The organism is Streptomyces sp. NPDC001536, assembly GCF_042894505.1.
Classification (GTDB): Bacteria; Actinomycetota; Actinomycetes; order Streptomycetales; family Streptomycetaceae; genus Streptomyces.
This window is the reverse complement of the sequence record NZ_JBIAVQ010000019.1, coordinates 16,790-33,704: the sequence shown is the minus strand read 5'-3', so window position 1 is coordinate 33,704 and position 16,915 is coordinate 16,790. Positions and strand designations below refer to the sequence as shown.

The window sequence follows — 16,915 nt, the reverse complement described above, 5'->3', positions numbered from 1 at the left end:
GGTATCAGACCGCCCTCATCAGCAGGGTCGCGGCGACGATGACCGCCGCACCGCCGAACATCGAGACCGCGTACGACCGCACGTAGCCGTTCTGCAGCTTGCGCATCCGCCCGGAGAGGCCGCCGACCGAGGCCGCCGTGCCGTTGACGACTCCGTCGACCAGGGTGTGGTCGACGTACACCAGGGACCGCGTGAGGTGCTCGCCGCCGCGGACCAGGACGACGTGGTTGAAGTCGTCCTGGAGCAGGTCGCGTCGCGCGGCACGGGTGAGCAGCGATCCGCGCGGGGCGACGACCGGGACCGGGCGGCGGCCGTACTGGAGGTAGGCGAAGGTGACGCCGATGACCATCACGGCGACCGTGGCGGCCGTGACCGTCGTGGCGCTGATCGGCGCGTGACCGTGGTCGTGCCCGGTGATGGGCTCCAGCCAGTGCAGGAAGCGGTCGCCGATGCTGAAGAATCCACCCGCGAAGACCGATCCGAAGGCCAGCACGATCATGGGGATCGTCATGGACCTGGGCGACTCGTGCGGGTGCGGCTCATGGCCTGCGGCGTCCGGCTGCCAGCGCTTCTCGCCGAAGAACGTCATCAGCATCACGCGCGTCATGTAGTACGCCGTGATGGCCGCGCCCAGCAAGGCGCACCCGCCGAGGATCCAGCCCTCGGTGCCGCCCTTGGCGAAGGCCGCCTCGATGATCTTGTCCTTGGAGAAGAAGCCGGACAGACCCGGGAAGCCGATGATGGCGAGGTAGCCGAGGCCGAAGGTGACGAAGGTGACCGGCATGTACTTCCTGAGGCCGCCGTACTTCCTCATGTCGACCTCGTCGTTCATGCCGTGCATGACCGATCCGGCGCCGAGGAACAGCCCGGCCTTGAAGAAGCCGTGCGTCACCAGGTGCATGATCGCGAAGACGTAGCCGATCGGGCCGAGGCCCGCGGCCAGCACCATGTAGCCGATCTGCGACATGGTCGAGCCGGCCAGCGCCTTCTTGATGTCGTCCTTCGCGCAACCGACGATCGCACCGAACAGGAGCGTGACGGCACCGACGATGGTGACGACGAGCTGCGCGTCCGGGGCGAGGTTGAAGATGTTGGCGGAGCGGACGATCAGGTAGACGCCCGCGGTCACCATCGTCGCGGCGTGGATGAGGGCCGAGACCGGGGTCGGGCCCTCCATCGCGTCCCCGAGCCAGGACTGCAGCGGCACCTGGGCGGACTTGCCGCAGGCGGCGAGCAGCAGCATCAGGGCGATGCCGGTGAGCGTGGCCTCGGATGCGCCGGTGACGAGTCCCGGCTCCTCGTGGCTGCCGAGGACCGGACCGAAGGCGAAGGTCCCGAACGTCGTGAACATCAGCATGATCGCGATCGACAGGCCCATGTCGCCGACGCGGTTGACCAGGAAGGCCTTCTTCGCGGCGGTCGCGGCACTGGGCTTGTGCTGCCAGAAGCCGATCAGCAGGTAGGAGGCGAGACCGACGCCCTCCCAGCCGACGTACAGCAGAAGGTAGTTGTCGGCGAGGACGAGCAGCAGCATCGCCGCGAGGAACAGGTTCAGATAGCCGAAGAAGCGGCGGCGGCGCTCGTCGTGCTCCATGTATCCGACGGAGTACAGGTGGATCAGCGAGCCGACGCCGGTGATCAGCAGCACGAAGGTCATCGACAGTTGGTCGAGGCGGAAGGCGATGTCCGCCTGGAAGCCCTCGACCGGGACCCAGCTGAACAGGTGGCTGGTCAGGGTCCGGTGTTCGGCGTCCTTGCCGAGCAGGTCGGCGAAGAGGACGGCGCCGATCACGAAGGAGGCGGCCGCGAGGGCCGTGCCGATCCAGTGGCCGACGGCATCGAGCCGCCGACCGCCGCACAGCAGTACGGCCGCTCCGAGCAGAGGCGCCGCCACCAGCAGCGCAATCAGGTTCTCCACGATTCAGCGACCCCTCAGAGCTTCATCAGGCTGGCGTCGTCGACCGAGGCCGAGTGGCGGGAGCGGAACAGGGACACGATGATCGCGAGCCCGACCACGACCTCCGCGGCGGCGACGACCATCGTGAAGAACGCGATGATCTGGCCGTCGAGGTTGCCGTGCATCCGGGAGAAGGCGACGAACGCGAGGTTGCAGGCGTTGAGCATGAGCTCGATGCACATGAACACCACGATCGCGTTGCGCCTGATCAGCACACCGGTGGCGCCGATCGTGAACAACAGGGCCGCGAGATAGAGGTAGTTGACGGGGTTCACTTCGACGCCTCCTCGGCCCGCTTGAAGTTCGCCGGTTCCACGTCGGTCCGCTCCAGGCGCTCCTCGGCACGCTGCTCCAACGCGCGCAGATCGTTGAGCGCCTCGGTGGAGACGTCACGGATCTGGCCGCGCTCGCGCAGGGTCTTGTTGACGGTGAGTTCGGAGGGGGTGCCGTCGGGCAGCAGGCCCGCGATGTCCACGGCGTTGTGCCGGGCGTAGACACCGGGCGCGGGCAGCGGCGGAAGGTGCTTGCCTTCGCGGACGCGCTGCTCGGCCAGTTCCCGCTGGGTCTTGGCGCGCTCGGTGCGCTCGCGGTGGGTGAGCAGCATGGCGCCGACGGTGGCCGTGATCAGCAGGGCGCCGGTGATCTCGAAGGCGAACACGTACTTGGTGAAGATGAGGGTGGCGAGGCCCTCCACATTGCCGTTGGCGTTGGCCTGCGCCGTCCCGTTGAACTCCGTCAGGGACGCGTTGCCGATGCCGGCGACCAGCAGGATGCCGAAGCCGAGCCCGCAGAGAAGGGCCAGCCAGCGCTGGCCCTTGATGGTCTCCTTCAGGGAGTCCGCGGCCGTGACGCCGACGAGCATCACCACGAAGAGGAACAGCATCATGATCGCGCCGGTGTAGACGATGATCTGTACGACGCCCAGGAAGTAGGCGCCGTTGGCGAGGTAGAACACCGCCAGGATGATCATGGTGCCGGCGAGACAGAGCGCGCTGTGCACGGCCCTCTTCATGAAGACGGTGCACAGGGCGCCGATCACGGCGACGGTGCCGAGCACCCAGAACTGGAAGGCCTCGCCGGTGGAGGTGGTGTAGGCGGCGAGCTGCGCGCTCATGCCTCCACCCCCTCTTCCTGAGGCTTCTCGCCCTTGGAGACGGCGACCTGCTGGACCGTGCCGGGCGCGGCCTCGGTCACCAGGCCCCGGTAGTAGTCCTGCTCGTCCGTCCCCGGGAAGATCGAGTGGGGCGAGTCGACCATGCCCTCCTCCAGCCCGGCGAGCAGTTGCTCCTTGGTGTAGATGAGGTTGGCGCGGCTGGAGTCGGCGAGCTCGAACTCGTTGGTCATCGTCAGCGCGCGCGTGGGGCACGCCTCGATGCACAGGCCGCACAGGATGCAGCGGGCGTAGTTGATCTGGTACACGCGCCCGTACCGCTCGCCCGGCGAGTAGCGCTCCTCGTCCGTGTTGTCCGCGCCCTCGACGTAGATCGCGTCGGCGGGGCAGGCCCAGGCGCACAGCTCGCAGCCGACGCACTTCTCCAGGCCGTCCGGATGGCGGTTGAGCTGGTGCCGTCCGTGGAAACGGGGAGCGGTGGTCTTCTGCTGCTCGGGGTACTGCTCGGTCAGCCGCTTCTTGAACATGGCCTTGAAGGTCACGCCGAAGCCGGCCACGGGGTTCTGGAAACCGGGCGACGACTGCCCGGCCTCCTTGGACTCCTCAGCCATCGGACGCCTCCTTTCCATCCAGAGATCCGTCACTCTGAGTATCGGGCCCGCCACTGACAATCAGCTCCCGCTCCCGGCGCGGGCGGCGCCTGGGCGCGGGGGGCAACTCCTGTCCGGGCAGCGGCGGTACGGGGAATCCGCCGGCCATCGGGTCGAATTCGACGGGCGGGGCGGGCTCCTCCTTCGGCTTGCCTCGGAACATGTCCGCGACGAAGGACAGCAGCAGGAGCAGCAGGACACCGCCGCCGACGTAGAGGGCGATGTCGGCGAAGTCGTAGTTCTCGTTGCGCAGGGTCCGCACGGTCGCGACGAGCATCAGCCACACCACGGAGACCGGGATGAGGACCTTCCAGCCGAGCTTCATCAGCTGGTCGTAGCGGACCCGTGGGAGCGAGGCGCGCACCCAGATGAACATGAACAGGAACGCCTGGACCTTGAGGATGAACCAGAGCATCGGCCACCAGCCGTGGTTCGCGCCCTCCCAGAAGGTGCTGACCGGCCAGGGGGCCCGCCAGCCGCCCAGGAACAGTGTGGTCGCCACGGCCGAGACAGTGATCATGTTCGCGTACTCGGCGAGCATGAACAGCGCGAACTTGATGGACGTGTACTCGGTGTTGAAGCCGCCGACCAGGTCGCCCTCGGACTCCGGCATGTCGAAGGGAGCGCGGTTGGTCTCGCCGATCATCGTGACGATGTAGAGGACGAACGAGACCGGCAGCAAGAGGACGTACCAGCGGTCCTGCTGCTGCTCGACGATCGTGGACGTCGACATCGAGCCCGAGTAGAGGAACACGGAGGCAAACGCGGCGCCCATGGCGATCTCGTACGAGATCATCTGCGCGCAGGAGCGCAGGCCGCCGAGCAGCGGGTACGTCGATCCGGAGCTCCATCCGGCGAGGACGAGGCCGTAGATGCCGACGGACGCGGTCGCGAGGATGTAGAGCATCGCGATCGGCAGGTCGGTGAGCTGCATCGTGGTGCGGTGGCCGAAGATCGAGATCTCGTTGCCGGCCGGGCCGAAGGGGATCACCGCGATCGCCATGAAGGCCGGCACGGTCATGATGATCGGCGCGAGGATGTAGACGACCTTGTCGGCGCGCTTGACGACGAGGTCTTCCTTGAGCATCAGTTTCACGCCGTCGGCGAGCGACTGGAGCATGCCCCAGGGGCCGTTGCGGTTGGGTCCGATGCGCAGCTGCATCCAGGCGACGACCTTGCGTTCCCAGACGATGGCGAGCAGCACGGACAGCACCACGAAGGCGAAGCAGAAGACCGCCTTGAGGAGGACCAGCCACCAGGGGTCGGTGCCGAACAGCGAGAGGTCTTCAGCGGCGAGGTACGGGCTCATGCCTCCACCTCCTTGGGGGCTTCGGCGGCGAGCGTCGCCGGGCCGATGCGGACGAGTGAGCCGGGCACCGCTCCGGCGTCGGAGGCGACTCCCCCGCCCGTGGAGTTCAGCGGGAGCCAGACCACGCGGTCGGGCATCTCGGTGATCTGCAGCGGGAGTTCGACGGCTCCGGCGAGGCCGGTCACGGCGAGGACGTCGCCGTCCTTGACGCCGGCCTCGGCGGCGGTGGCGGCCGACACGCGCGCGCGGGCCGCGTGCCGCGTCCCGGCGAGCGCTTCGTCGCCCTCCTGGAGGCGGCCCTGGTCGAGCAGCAGCCGGTGCCCGGCCAGTACGGCCTCCCCGGCGGCCGGGCGCGGCAAATGGGCGGCGGTCTCCAGCGGTTCGGTGGCCCGGGGCCCGTCCCAGGCGCCGAGCCGGTCGATCTCGCCGCGCACGGTCCGCAGGTCCGGCAGACCCAGGTGGACGTCCATGGCGTCGGCCAGCATCTGGAGCACGCGCGCGTCGGTGGGCGCGAGGCGGCGGGTCATCTGCTCGGGCTTGAGCGCGGTCTCGAAGAAGCGCACCCGGCCTTCCCAGTTGAGGAAGGTGCCGGCCTTCTCGGCGACCGCGGCGACCGGCAGGACCACGTCCGCGTGCTCGGTGACCTCGCTGGGCCGCAGCTCCAGCGAGACCAGGAAGCCGACCTCGTGAAGTGCTTCACGCGCGCGTGCCGGGTCCGGCAGGTCGGCGACCTCGACGCCCGCGACGACCAGCGCCTGGAGCTCTCCGGTGGCGGCGGCCTCGACGATCTGGCTGGTGTCGCGGCCGTAGCGGTGCGGGAGTTCGGCGACGCCCCAGACGGTGGCGACCTCCTCACGCGCGCGCGGGTCGGTCGCCGGACGTCCGCCCGGCAGCAGCGACGGCAGCGCGCCCGCCTCGACGGAGCCGCGCTCTCCGGCCCTGCGCGGGATCCACACCAGCTGCGCGCCGGTCGCGGACGCGGCCCGTACGGCGGCGGTCAGTCCGCCCGCGACGGCGGCCAGCCGTTCGCCGACGACGAGTACCGCGCCCTCGGAGCGCAGCGCCTCGGCGGCCCGTGCGCCGTCGCCCTCCAGGCCGACCCCGCCCGCGAGCGCGTCCAGCCACTCGGTCTCGGTGCCGGGAGCGGCGGGGAGCAGCGTGCCGCCGGCCTTCTCCAGACCGCGCGTCGCGTGCGTGGCCAGGGCGAACACCTTCTGCCCGTGCTTGCGCCAGGCCTTGCGCAGCCTCAGGAAGACGCCGGGCGCCTCCTCCTCGGCCTCGAACCCGACCAGCAGAACGGCGGGCGCCTTCTCCAGCGCGGTGTACGTGACGCCCGTACCGTCGAGGTCACGGCCGCGTCCGGCGATCCTTGCGGCGAGGAAGTCGGTCTCCTCACCGCTGTGCACGCGCGCGCGGAAGTCGATGTCGTTGGTGTCGAGCGCCACGCGCGCGAACTTGCTGTACGCGTAGGCGTCCTCGACGGTGAGCCGGCCACCGGTGAGGACTCCGGTCCGGGAGCGGGCCGCGGTGAGTCCCTGGGCGGCCGCCTCCAGGGCCTCGGGCCAGGAAGCGGGCTCCAGGACGCCTTCGGCGTTGCGCACCAGGGGCGTCTCCAGGCGGTCGCGCTGCTGCGCGTACCGGAAGCCGAAGCGTCCCTTGTCGCAGATCCACTCCTCGTTGACCTCGGGGTCGTTGGCCGCGAGCTTGCGCATGACCTTGCCGCGCCGGTGGTCGGTGCGGGTGGCGCAGCCGCCGGAGCAGTGCTCGCAGACGCTCGGGGAGGACACCAGGTCAAAGGGGCGCGAACGGAAGCGGTACGCCGCCGAGGTGAGCGCGCCGACCGGGCAGATCTGGATGGTGTTGCCGGAGAAGTACGACTCGAAGGGGTCGCCCTCGCCGGTGCCGACCTGCTGGAGCGCGCCCCGCTCGACCAGTTCGATCATCGGGTCGCCCGCGACCTGGTTGGAGAAGCGGGTGCAGCGGGCGCACAGCACGCACCGCTCGCGGTCGAGCAGGACCTGCGTGGAGATCGGGACCGGCTTCTCGTAGGTCCGCTTCCTGCCCTCGAAGCGGGACTCGGACTGGCCGTGGGACATCGCCTGGTTCTGCAGGGGGCACTCGCCGCCCTTGTCGCAGACCGGGCAGTCCAGCGGGTGGTTGATGAGGAGGAGCTCCATCACACCGTGCTGGGCCTTCTCGGCGGCCGGTGAGGTGAGGTGGGTCTTCACCACCATTCCGTCGGTGCAGGTGATGGTGCAGGACGCCATCGGCTTGCGCTGGCCCTCGACGTCGACGATGCACTGGCGGCAGGCGCCGGCCGGGTCGAGGAGGGGGTGGTCGCAGAAGCGGGGGATCTCGATGCCGAGCTGTTCGGCGGCGCGGATGACCAGGGTGCCCTTGGGCACGCTGATCTCCACGCCGTCGATGGTCAGCGAGACGAGATCCTCCGGCGGGACCGCCGCCTCTCCCCCTCCCGAGGGAGCGTTGGTGGTCACGGTCATGCGTTCACCTCCGTGCGGGAGTCGGCCCAGACCGTCGACTTGGCCGGGTCGAAGGGGCAGCCGCGGCCCGTGATGTGCTGCTCGTACTCCTCGCGGAAGTACTTGAGCGAGGAGAAGATCGGCGAGGCGGCGCCGTCGCCGAGGGCGCAGAACGACTTGCCGTTGATGTTGTCGGCGATGTCGTTGAGCTTGTCGAGGTCGGACATGACGCCCTTGCCGGCCTCGATGTCGCGCAGCAACTGCACGAGCCAGTACGTGCCTTCGCGGCAGGGTGTGCACTTGCCGCAGGACTCGTGGGCGTAGAACTCGGTCCAGCGGGTGACGGCGCGGACCACGCAGGTCGTCTCGTCGAAGCACTGGAGGGCTTTGGTGCCGAGCATGGAACCCGCGGCGCCCACTCCCTCGTAGTCGAGGGGGACGTCGAGGTGCTCGTCGGTGAACATCGGCGTCGAGGAGCCGCCCGGCGTCCAGAACTTCAGCCGGTGCCCGGGCCGCATCCCGCCGCTCATCTCCAGGAGTTGGCGCAGCGTGATGCCGAGCGGGGCCTCGTACTGGCCGGGGCTGGCGACATGGCCGCTGAGCGAGTAGAGCGTGAAGCCCGGGGACTTCTCGCTGCCCATCGACCTGAACCAGTCTTTGCCTTTTTGCAGAATCGCGGGAACCGACGCGATCGACTCCACGTTGTTCACAACAGTCGGGCACGCATAGAGGCCCGCGACGGCAGGGAAAGGGGGACGGAGCCGCGGTTGACCCCGGCGGCCTTCGAGCGAGTCGAGCAGTGCGGTCTCCTCACCGCAGATGTACGCGCCTGCGCCCGCGTGCACGGTGAGTTCCAGGTCGAGCCCGCTGCCCAGGATGTTCTCGCCGAGGAAGCCCGCCTCATACGCCTCGCGCACGGCCTCGTGCAACCGCCGCAGTACTGGGACGACTTCACCCCGCAGATAGATGAAGGCATGCGACGACCTGATGGCATAACACGCGATGACAATGCCCTCGATGAGGCTGTGCGGGTTCGCGAACAGGAGCGGGATGTCCTTACAGGTGCCCGGCTCCGATTCGTCGGCGTTGACAACTAGATAGTGCGGCTTTCCATCACCCTGGGGAATGAACTGCCATTTCATTCCCGTGGGGAATCCCGCGCCGCCGCGGCCGCGCAGACCGGAGTCCTTGACGTACGCGATCAGGTCGTCCGGCGACATGGCGAGCGCCTTGCGGAGCCCCTCGTACCCTTCGTGCCTTCGGTAGACGTCCAGAGACCAGGACTTGTCCTCGTCCCAGAAGGCCGACAGCACGGGTGCGAGCAGCTTCTCGGGGCTGGTGTCTTTCAACTCGGGTGCCAAGGTCATCACTCCCCCTCCTCGGCGGTAGGCCCTGCCGGGTGGGCCGGGTCGGAGGCCGACGTGTCCTGAGGCGCGTCGTGCGAGCTCAGATGCTGTGTCGGTGACGGGTCGTGCACGGCCCGGTCCTGCGGCGCACGGTCCTGCGGCTCGTCGTGCGGCCCGCCGTCGCGCGGATGGACCACGCGCGCGGGTGCGGCCTCTCCTCTGGCCAGGCGGAGGCCCACCAGCGACGCGGGTCCCGCACCGCCGCTCGCCTCGACGGCCCCTGGCCGCTCGTCGGGGAAGCCGGCGAGGATCCGCGCGGTCTCTTTGAAGGTGCACAGCGGCGCCCCGCGCGTGGGCTCGACCGTCCGGCCCGCACGCAGGTCGTCGACGAGACGCTTGGCGCTGGAGGGGGTCTGGTTGTCGAAGAACTCCCAGTTGACCATCACGACGGGCGCGAAGTCGCAGGCCGCGTTGCACTCGATGTGCTCCAGCGTGACCTTGCCGTCCTCGGTGGTCTCGCCGTTGCCGACGCCGAGGTGCTCCTGGAGCTCCTCGAAGATCGCGTCACCGCCCATCACCGCGCAGAGGGTGTTGGTGCAGACGCCCACCTGGTAGTCACCGCTCGGCCTGCGCCGGTACATGGTGTAGAAGGTGGCGACCGCGGTGACCTCGGCGGTGGTCAGGCCCAGCACGTCCGCGCAGAACCGCATCCCGGTGCGCGTGACATGGCCCTCCTCCGCCTGCACGAGATGCAGCAACGGAAGGAGCGCGGAGCGGGAGTCGGGGTAGCGGGCGATGACCTCGCGCGCGTCCGCCTCCAGCCGGGCTCGAACGTCGTCCGGGTAGGCGGGCGCGGGCAGTTCGGGCATGCCCAGGCTGACGCCCTGCTCGGAGGAAGAGGTGGTCACCGGTCGACGCCTCCCATCACGGGGTCGATGGACGCGACGGCGACGATGACATCGGCGACCTGGCCGCCCTCGCACATCGCCGCCATGGCCTGAAGGTTGGTGAAGGACGGGTCCCGGAAGTGGACCCGGAAGGGGCGGGTGCCGCCGTCGGACACGGCGTGCACCCCGAGTTCGCCCTTGGGCGACTCGACGGCCGCGTACGCCTGTCCCGGCGGGACGCGGAAGCCCTCGGTGACCAGCTTGAAGTGGTGGATCAGGGCCTCCATGGAGGTGCCCATGATCTTCTTGATGTGGTCGAGGGAGTTGCCGAGCCCGTCGGGGCCGAGCGCGAGCTGGGCGGGCCAGGCGATCTTCTTGTCGGCGACCATGACCGGGCCGGGCTGGAGCCGGTCCAGGCACTGCTCGACGATCCTGAGGGACTGGCGCATCTCCTCCAGGCGGATCAGGAAGCGGCCGTAGGAGTCGCAGGTGTCGGCGGTCGGGACGTCGAAGTCGTACGTCTCGTAGTCGCAGTACGGCTGTGCCTTGCGCAGGTCGAACGGCAGCCCGGTGGAGCGCAGGATCGGTCCGGTGGCGCCGAGGGCCATGCAGCCGGCCAGGTCGAGATAGCCGATGTCCTGCATACGGGCCTTGAAGATGGGGTTCCCGGTGGCGAGCTTGTCGTACTCCGGGAGGTTCTTCTTCATCTTCTTCACGAACTCGCGGATGTGGTCCACCGCGCCGGGCGGCAGGTCCTGCGCGAGTCCGCCGGGGCGGATGTACGCGTGGTTCATCCGCAGGCCCGTGACGAGCTCGTAGATGTCGAGAATCATTTCACGATCACGGAATCCGTAGATCATGATCGTGGTGGCGCCGAGTTCCATGCCGCCGGTGGCGATGCACACCAGGTGCGAGGAGAGCCGGTTCAGCTCCATCAGGAGCACCCGGATGATCTTGGCTCGCTCGGTGATCTGGTCCTCGATGCCGAGGAGCTTCTCGACGGCGAGGCAGTAGGCGGTCTCGTTGAAGAAGGACGTCAGGTAGTCCATGCGCGTCACGAACGTGGTGCCCTGCGTCCACGTGCGGTATTCGAGGTTCTTCTCGATGCCGGTGTGGAGGTAGCCGATGCCGCAGCGGGCCTCGGTGACCGTCTCGCCGTCGATCTCCAGGATCAGGCGGAGCACTCCGTGCGTGGACGGGTGCTGGGGGCCCATGTTGACGACGATGCGCTCGTCGTCGGCGCGGACCGCGGACTGGACGACCTCGTCCCAGTCGCCACCGGTGACCGTGTACACGGTGCCCTCGGTGGTCTCCCGGGCGGATGCTGACTGCGTGCTCACGAGTACGACCTCCGCTGGTCCGGAGCCGGGATCTGGGCGCCCTTGTACTCGACGGGGATGCCGCCGAGGGGGTAGTCCTTGCGCTGCGGGTGGCCCTGCCAGTCGTCCGGCATCATGATCCGCGTCAGGGCCGGGTGACCGTCGAAGACGATCCCGAAGAAGTCGTAGGTCTCGCGCTCGTGCCAGTCGTTCGTCGGATAGACGGAGACCAGGGACGGGATCTTCGGATCGGCGTCCGGGGCGCTGACCTCCAGGCGGATCAGCCGGTTGTGGGTGAGCGAGCGCAGGTGGTAGACGGCGTGCAGCTCGCGGCCCTTGTCGTGCGGGTAGTGCACCCCGCTGACGCCGGTACAGAGCTCGAAGCGCAGGGCCGGGTCGTCGCGCAGGGTGCGGGCGACGCGCAGCAGGTGCTCGCGCTCGATGTGGAAGGTGAGCTCACCGCGGTCGACGACCGTCTTCTCGATCGCGTTGTCGGGCAGCAGGCCCTGCTCCTCCAGCGCTCCCTCGAGTTCGTCGGCGACCTCGTCGAACCAGCCGCCGTAGGGGCGGGCCGCGGGTCCCGGCAGGCGGATCGAGCGGACCAGGCCGCCGTAGCCGGAGGTGTCGCCGCCGTTGCTGGCGCCGAACATGCCGCGCTGGACGCGGATCTCCTCGCCGCCCTGGCCTCGCTGGCCGGGGAGGTTGGAGGCGCTGAGGTCCTTCTCCGGGTTGGCGCCGTCGTCGGCGCCGTTCGCGTCGCTCACCGCAGCAGCCCCTTCATCTCGATCGTGGGCAGGGCCTTGAGCGCCGCTTCCTCCGCCTCGCGGGCCGCCTCCTCGGCGTTCACGCCGAGCTTGGAGCCCTGGATCTTCTCGTGGAGCTTGAGGATGGCGTCCAGCAGCATCTCGGGCCGTGGCGGGCAGCCCGGGAGGTAGATGTCGACGGGGATGATGTGGTCGACGCCCTGGACGATCGCGTAGTTGTTGAACATGCCGCCCGAGGACGCGCAGACCCCCATGGAGATGACCCACTTCGGGTTCGCCATCTGGTCGTAGACCTGCCTGACCACCGGGGCCATCTTCTGGCTGACCCGGCCGGCGACGATCATGAGGTCGGCCTGGCGGGGTGAGCCGCGGAAGACCTCCATGCCGAAGCGGGCCAGGTCGTAGCGTCCGGCGCCGGTGGTCATCATCTCGATGGCACAGCAGGCGAGGCCGAAGGTGGCCGGGAAGACGGACGCCTTGCGCACCCAGCCCGCGGCCTGCTCGACGGTGGTCAGCAGGAAGCCGCTCGGCAGCTTTTCTTCGAGTCCCATGAGTTAAAGGCCCCTCAGTCCCATTCCAGGCCGCCGCGCCGCCACACGTACGCGTACGCGACGAAGACGGTGAGCACGAAGAGCAGCATCTCCACGAGCCCGAAAACACCCAGGGCGTCGAAGGTGACGGCCCAGGGGTAGAGGAAGACGATCTCGATGTCGAAGACGATGAAGAGCATCGCCGTCAGGTAGTACTTGATGGGGAAGCGCCCGCCACCGGCCGGCGTGGGGGTCGGTTCGATCCCGCACTCGTAGGCGTCGAGCCTGGCCCGGTTGTACCGCTTCGGACCGATCAGCGTGGCCATGACCACGGAGAAGATCGCAAAGCCTGCCCCGAGGGCTCCCAGTACGAGGATGGGCGCATACGCGTTCACCGCTCCTCGCTCCTCTCAGTCGGCACTGACTGCTGGCGATGGCGTTGAGTTCGCTTCCGTCCCACGCGTCCCGCAAGTCCCGCCCGTCCCGGCGAAGATCGCGAACATGTGAAGCAGGTCACAAGCCCAACTGCCTCGCATCTTATGCCCGCCGCTCTGTGATCTGCGACACGGGGTATTGCACAAGCTTTGTGATCTCCACCACCTGACGAAGGATCATGAAGTCGGATGAGCGGTGATCTTCGTACGTGAAGCGTCCGAGCGATCACCAGAGGTGACATTTTGGCTCGTCGGCGCAGCTGGGGGCGGGCGTCTCCATATCAAGAGAGTTCCCTTGCATGCAAATTGGCGCTGGACGCGGCCGCTTGGTAGTGCGCCGCGTTCACACATCAGAAGGAGGCGCGGTGCGCGATGTGGACGCGTGCACACATTCACGAGCGAGTGAGGGCGGGATGCGTGCGCGTGACGCAGCCGCCGCTGTAACCGTTGCGTGACCTCCGCCACATCGATGAGAGACCTCTGAGAACCGGGCTTGGCCACCTGTCCCAACCGGTGGTAGGCGCGGGGCAATTCGGACGTAAACACGAAAGTACGTGATCAAGGCCTTCTTGGGCCGCGTCCGCAATGTCCGTTACGGCGTCAATAAAGAGCGGTGGGCGACGAATTCGGGGGGCCCGTTGAACAACTGTGGCGCACCACACGTTTCTTGAAGGTATGGAGGAGCCCCTGATACCGCTTGGTCTCATGTCCCACACCGCTCACATACGTAGCCACCGGAAGCCCCGCCGCAGCGCGACGACATCCATCGCGATGCGCGCCGGAGTCGCCGGTGGCGTCCTCAGCATGGCAGCGGCGGGCGCGTCGGCTTCGGCGAGCGCCGCCGAGCCGGTGACGCAGACCCTCGAACTGCCCACCCTGACGGCCGACCTGGCCGTGCAGGTCGCCGAGTCCGCGGACGCCACGCAGCAGGCGGCCGCGAACTACGAGCTCCAGGCCGAGCGCGACGCGGCAGCCGCCGCGGCGGCCAAGGAGGCCAAGAAGGACCTCGCTGAGGCGAAGAAGAAGGCCGAGGCCAAGAAGAAGGCCGAGGAGGCCCGCAAGGCCGCCGCGGAGGCCGCCGTCTCGCGTTCCTCGGAGCGGACCACCCTGTCCACCACCACGACGACCGCCTCGGCGCCCGCCAGCGGCAGCGTGGCGACGGTCATCGCCTTCCTCAAGGCGCAGGTGGGCGACGCCTACGTCATGGGTGCCACCGGGCCCAACGCGTGGGACTGCTCCAGCCTGGTCCAGGCCGCGTTCAAGCAGGTCGGCGTCGAGCTGCCGCGCGTCTCGCAGGACCAGTCGATGCAGGGCACCGACATCCCGCTGTCGCAGATCCAGGTCGGCGACATCCTGTACTGGGGCGGCAAGGGTTCCGCCTACCACGTGGGCGTCTACATCGGTGACGGCCAGTACCTGGACGCGGCCAACCCCTCCAAGGGCGTCGTCATCCAGGACCTGTCCGGCTACCCGGCGTCGGGCGCGGTGCGCGTACTCTGACGAGCACGCACACGCGTACGGAACGTCGGAAGGGCCGCAGCCGCTCGGGGGCAGCGGCCCTTCCGCCCGCCCTCACACAGGCCCGCCCCGCCTACCCCAGGTCGAAGGTGTTGGGCAGCCCCAGCCGGTGGCGTACCTCGTCGATCCGCTTCAGCGGCTCCAGCTCCGGGGGCCGGTACAGCTCCTGGATCTCGCACCGCTCGGCGTCCGAATTGTCCGCGTCCAGCAGCGCGTTGACGGCCAGTCGAGCGGACTCGTTGGCGCCTTCCATGGACGCCAGGTCGACGTCGGTACGGACGTAGTCGCCCGCGAGGAAGAAGTTCGGCACCTTTGTACGGGCCGTGGGGCGGTTGTAGAGCGTGCCCGTGGGGTGGATGAGGAGTTGCTCGCGGTTCCGCGGCTCCGGGCCGCCCAGACCCGTCACGGCCGGGTCCATGAACCAGCCGAGCCGGTCGGCGTCCACCAGGGTCGTCTTGCCGGCGTCGTTCAGGCCGTCCTTCAACTGGGCCCAGAGTTCGGCGACGACCTCCTCCTTGGTGCACTCCTTGGCCGTCTTGCCGTACAGGATGCCGGGTTTGTCCCACTCGGAGATGATCGCCGAGAGACAGTCGCGGGCCTGTCCGTCGCCGTAGTCGCGCGAGAAGTCCCGTCCGGGCCAGAACTGCGCCTGGCCGACGGCCGTCACCGACCAAGGTGAGTCGAGGCAGTTGACGTGTCCGTGGACGACGGGCGTGGGCGTGCGGAGGTAGAACATCACACCGGTCATCCAGTCCGTCTGGAGCGCGTCGCAGCGCGCGAGCTGCGGATCCGCCGCGCGCAGGGCCGGACCCCACGTCACGCGCGCGTGCTCGACGGGCAGCGCGGACACGTAGTGGTCGGCGGTGACGGTACGTTCGTCGCCGCCGTCGCGGGCCGAGACGCGGACGCCGGTCACCCGGCCGCCGGCGTACCGGACGTCGTGGACCTGTGTGCCGAGGACGAACTCGACGCCGAGGGAGCGCAGATGCCGCTCCCAGGGGTCGATCCAGGCCTCGCTGGTGGGGGCGTTGAGGACGCGGTCGACGTCGGCGTCGCCGTCCATGCCGCGCCCGAGGAGGCCCCACAGGAGCAGCGCCTCGATGATGACGCGGCCGACCGTGCGGGTGGAGGCGACCTCCGCGCGGGTGGCGACGAGGTTGCGGGTCTGTCCGATGCCGAGCAGCGTCCGGTACTCGGCGCTCATCTCCTCGGCGCGGATGAAGTCCCACCAGGCGACCTTCTCCCACTGGTCCTCGCGGCGGGCGTCGCAGCTGGTGAGGTGGACCAGGAGCCGGTTGGCGAAGTAGGCGGCCTCGTGGGCGGGGAGGCGGGTGCCGAGGTCCAGGACGGAGAGGATCTGGTCGCGGATCCAGGACGGGGTGAGGTCGCCGGGCCGGGGCGGGGTGGTGACCCGGCGCAGCGGGAAGTGCAGGTCCGGGCGGCCGCCGGAGCGGGCGAAGAGGGCCTCCGTACCGCTGACGAGGTTGTCGTGGACGCCGTTGGCGTTACCGGGGACGGGGATGCGGCGCAGCGTGTCGGGGAGGTTCCGGTAGAAGCCGGGGAAGAAGCGGAAGCCGTGCTCGGCGGGGAGGTCCGCGCGGCCGCCGGCCGCCGTGCCGGGGACGGGCATCGAGCGGGCCTTGCCGCCGAGGGTGTCGTAGTACTCGTAGACGGTGACGGCGTAGCCGCGTTCGGCGAGTTCGTGCGCGGCGCTGAGGCCGGAGACACCGCCGCCGAGGACGGCCACGCGCTTGCCGGGAGCCGCCTTCGCGCTCCCGGCGGGCCATAACGCGAGCGCGCCGGCCGCTCCCCCGGCACCGGCCAGCGCCGCTCCTCCCGTACCGGCCAGGAACCGTCTGCGGGTGTGGCCGTCGGGCTGCTCTGTGTGTTCTGTTGTCATGGGCAACGGAGGGTAGGCAGGGGCTCCGCAGACCGGAACCCCGTCGGCCCACCGCCCACAGCATCCACACAACGAGGAGAAACATGCCCAGCGTGTTCGTTCAAGGCAGGCCGACCGACTCCTACCCCCGCCTCGCGCCCGAGGCCCGGCGCGGACAGGTGCGGCGCATCACCGAGGTCGGCGAGGAGGTCCTGCACAAGCCGTGCCGGGACGTGACCGAGTTCGGGCCCGATCTCGCCGCGCTCATCGACGACATGTTCCTGACGATGTACATCGCGGACGGGGCCGGGCTCGCGGCGAACCAGGTCGGCGTGGATCTGCGGCTGTTCGTGTACGACTGCCCGGACGACGACGGGGCCCGGCATGTCGGCCACATCGTCAACCCGGTGCTGGACCCGCTCGACCCGGCCGGGCGCAGGCTCCTCGACGACCACGAGGGCTGCCTCTCCGTGCCGGGCGCCGTGATGGACGTACCGCGTCCGGACCGGGCCGTCGTGCGCGGGCTCGACAAGGACGGTGAGCCGATCACGATCGAGGGGACCGGCTACTTCGCCCGCTGCCTCGCCCATGAGACCGACCATGTGAACGGGCACGTCTACCTGGACCGGCTCTCCCAGCGCGAACGCAAGGACGCGCTGCGGCAGGTGGCGGACCGGCGCGAAGAGGTCTTCGCGCGCCGGGCCGCCAACATCGAGGCACTCAGCAGCTAG

At 69.1% G+C, this 16,915-nt stretch carries 15 protein-coding genes; 2 read left to right on the top strand and 13 right to left on the bottom strand.

Features of this window, described 5'->3' with window-relative positions:
* Nucleotides 1-4 precede the first annotated feature (4 nt).
* From nuoL to ACFY0U_RS38520, 12 genes are read right to left on the bottom strand one after another with little or no spacing between them, the layout of a single operon-like run.
* The gene (nuoL, locus tag ACFY0U_RS38575) at nucleotides 5-1,918 is read right to left on the bottom strand and encodes an NADH-quinone oxidoreductase subunit L (RefSeq protein ID WP_388644090.1); all 1,914 of its coding nucleotides are present in this window, start codon (nucleotides 1,916-1,918) and stop codon (nucleotides 5-7) included.
* Between the two features lie 14 nt (nucleotides 1,919-1,932).
* Nucleotides 1,933-2,232: an NADH-quinone oxidoreductase subunit NuoK gene (gene nuoK, locus ACFY0U_RS38570; RefSeq protein ID WP_003974374.1), complete on the bottom strand. Its 300-nt coding sequence runs from the start codon at nucleotides 2,230-2,232 to the stop codon at nucleotides 1,933-1,935.
* Nucleotides 2,229-3,071, bottom strand: coding sequence for an NADH-quinone oxidoreductase subunit J (locus tag ACFY0U_RS38565; protein WP_388644087.1), 843 nt, complete (start codon nucleotides 3,069-3,071; stop codon nucleotides 2,229-2,231). Before ACFY0U_RS38565 ends, nuoK begins: the two co-directional genes overlap by 4 nt.
* The gene (nuoI, locus tag ACFY0U_RS38560; protein ID WP_388644085.1) at nucleotides 3,068-3,679 is read right to left on the bottom strand and encodes an NADH-quinone oxidoreductase subunit NuoI; all 612 of its coding nucleotides are present in this window, start codon (nucleotides 3,677-3,679) and stop codon (nucleotides 3,068-3,070) included. The genes ACFY0U_RS38565 and nuoI overlap by 4 nt, the downstream gene beginning before the upstream one ends.
* Nucleotides 3,672-5,027 (bottom strand): NADH-quinone oxidoreductase subunit NuoH, encoded by a 1,356-nt coding sequence (gene nuoH / locus ACFY0U_RS38555; RefSeq protein ID WP_388644083.1) that lies wholly within the window; start codon nucleotides 5,025-5,027, stop codon nucleotides 3,672-3,674. The genes nuoI and nuoH overlap by 8 nt, the downstream gene beginning before the upstream one ends.
* The gene (locus ACFY0U_RS38550; protein WP_388644081.1) at nucleotides 5,024-7,528 is read right to left on the bottom strand and encodes an NADH-quinone oxidoreductase subunit G; all 2,505 of its coding nucleotides are present in this window, start codon (nucleotides 7,526-7,528) and stop codon (nucleotides 5,024-5,026) included. The genes nuoH and ACFY0U_RS38550 overlap by 4 nt, the downstream gene beginning before the upstream one ends.
* On the bottom strand, nucleotides 7,525-8,874 hold the full coding sequence (gene nuoF / locus ACFY0U_RS38545) for an NADH-quinone oxidoreductase subunit NuoF (protein ID WP_266823440.1): 1,350 nt from the start codon (nucleotides 8,872-8,874) through the stop codon (nucleotides 7,525-7,527). The genes ACFY0U_RS38550 and nuoF overlap by 4 nt, the downstream gene beginning before the upstream one ends.
* Nucleotides 8,874-9,761 (bottom strand): NADH-quinone oxidoreductase subunit NuoE, encoded by an 888-nt coding sequence (nuoE, locus tag ACFY0U_RS38540; protein WP_388644078.1) that lies wholly within the window; start codon nucleotides 9,759-9,761, stop codon nucleotides 8,874-8,876. The genes nuoF and nuoE overlap by 1 nt, the downstream gene beginning before the upstream one ends.
* Nucleotides 9,758-11,080 carry an NADH-quinone oxidoreductase subunit D gene (locus ACFY0U_RS38535; RefSeq protein WP_388644076.1) on the bottom strand — a complete coding sequence of 441 codons (1,323 nt, stop codon included), beginning with the start codon at nucleotides 11,078-11,080 and terminating at the stop codon, nucleotides 9,758-9,760. Before ACFY0U_RS38535 ends, nuoE begins: the two co-directional genes overlap by 4 nt.
* A complete protein-coding gene (locus ACFY0U_RS38530; protein ID WP_388644073.1) occupies nucleotides 11,077-11,823 on the bottom strand; it encodes an NADH-quinone oxidoreductase subunit C in 747 nt (248 codons plus the stop codon). Before ACFY0U_RS38530 ends, ACFY0U_RS38535 begins: the two co-directional genes overlap by 4 nt.
* Nucleotides 11,820-12,374 carry an NADH-quinone oxidoreductase subunit B family protein gene (locus ACFY0U_RS38525; protein WP_365394045.1) on the bottom strand — a complete coding sequence of 185 codons (555 nt, stop codon included), beginning with the start codon at nucleotides 12,372-12,374 and terminating at the stop codon, nucleotides 11,820-11,822. The genes ACFY0U_RS38530 and ACFY0U_RS38525 overlap by 4 nt, the downstream gene beginning before the upstream one ends.
* Before the next feature lie 14 nt (nucleotides 12,375-12,388).
* Nucleotides 12,389-12,748, bottom strand: a complete 360-nt coding sequence (locus ACFY0U_RS38520; RefSeq protein WP_266823449.1) for an NADH-quinone oxidoreductase subunit A — start codon at nucleotides 12,746-12,748, stop codon at nucleotides 12,389-12,391.
* A 714-nt stretch (nucleotides 12,749-13,462) separates the two neighbouring features.
* Between ACFY0U_RS38520 and ACFY0U_RS38515 the strand changes: the two genes are divergently transcribed.
* Complete coding sequence (locus ACFY0U_RS38515) at nucleotides 13,463-14,287, top strand: C40 family peptidase (RefSeq protein ID WP_388644070.1); 825 nt, start codon at nucleotides 13,463-13,465, stop codon at nucleotides 14,285-14,287.
* 91 nt (nucleotides 14,288-14,378) lie between these two features.
* On the opposite strand, the gene ACFY0U_RS38510 is transcribed toward ACFY0U_RS38515, so the two are convergent.
* Nucleotides 14,379-16,205 carry an FAD-dependent oxidoreductase gene (locus ACFY0U_RS38510; protein WP_388644069.1) on the bottom strand — a complete coding sequence of 609 codons (1,827 nt, stop codon included), beginning with the start codon at nucleotides 16,203-16,205 and terminating at the stop codon, nucleotides 14,379-14,381.
* Nucleotides 16,206-16,288: 83 nt separating this feature from the next.
* On the opposite strand from ACFY0U_RS38510, the gene def reads away from it, so the two are divergent.
* Complete coding sequence (gene def, locus ACFY0U_RS38505; RefSeq protein WP_388644067.1) at nucleotides 16,289-16,915, top strand: peptide deformylase; 627 nt, start codon at nucleotides 16,289-16,291, stop codon at nucleotides 16,913-16,915.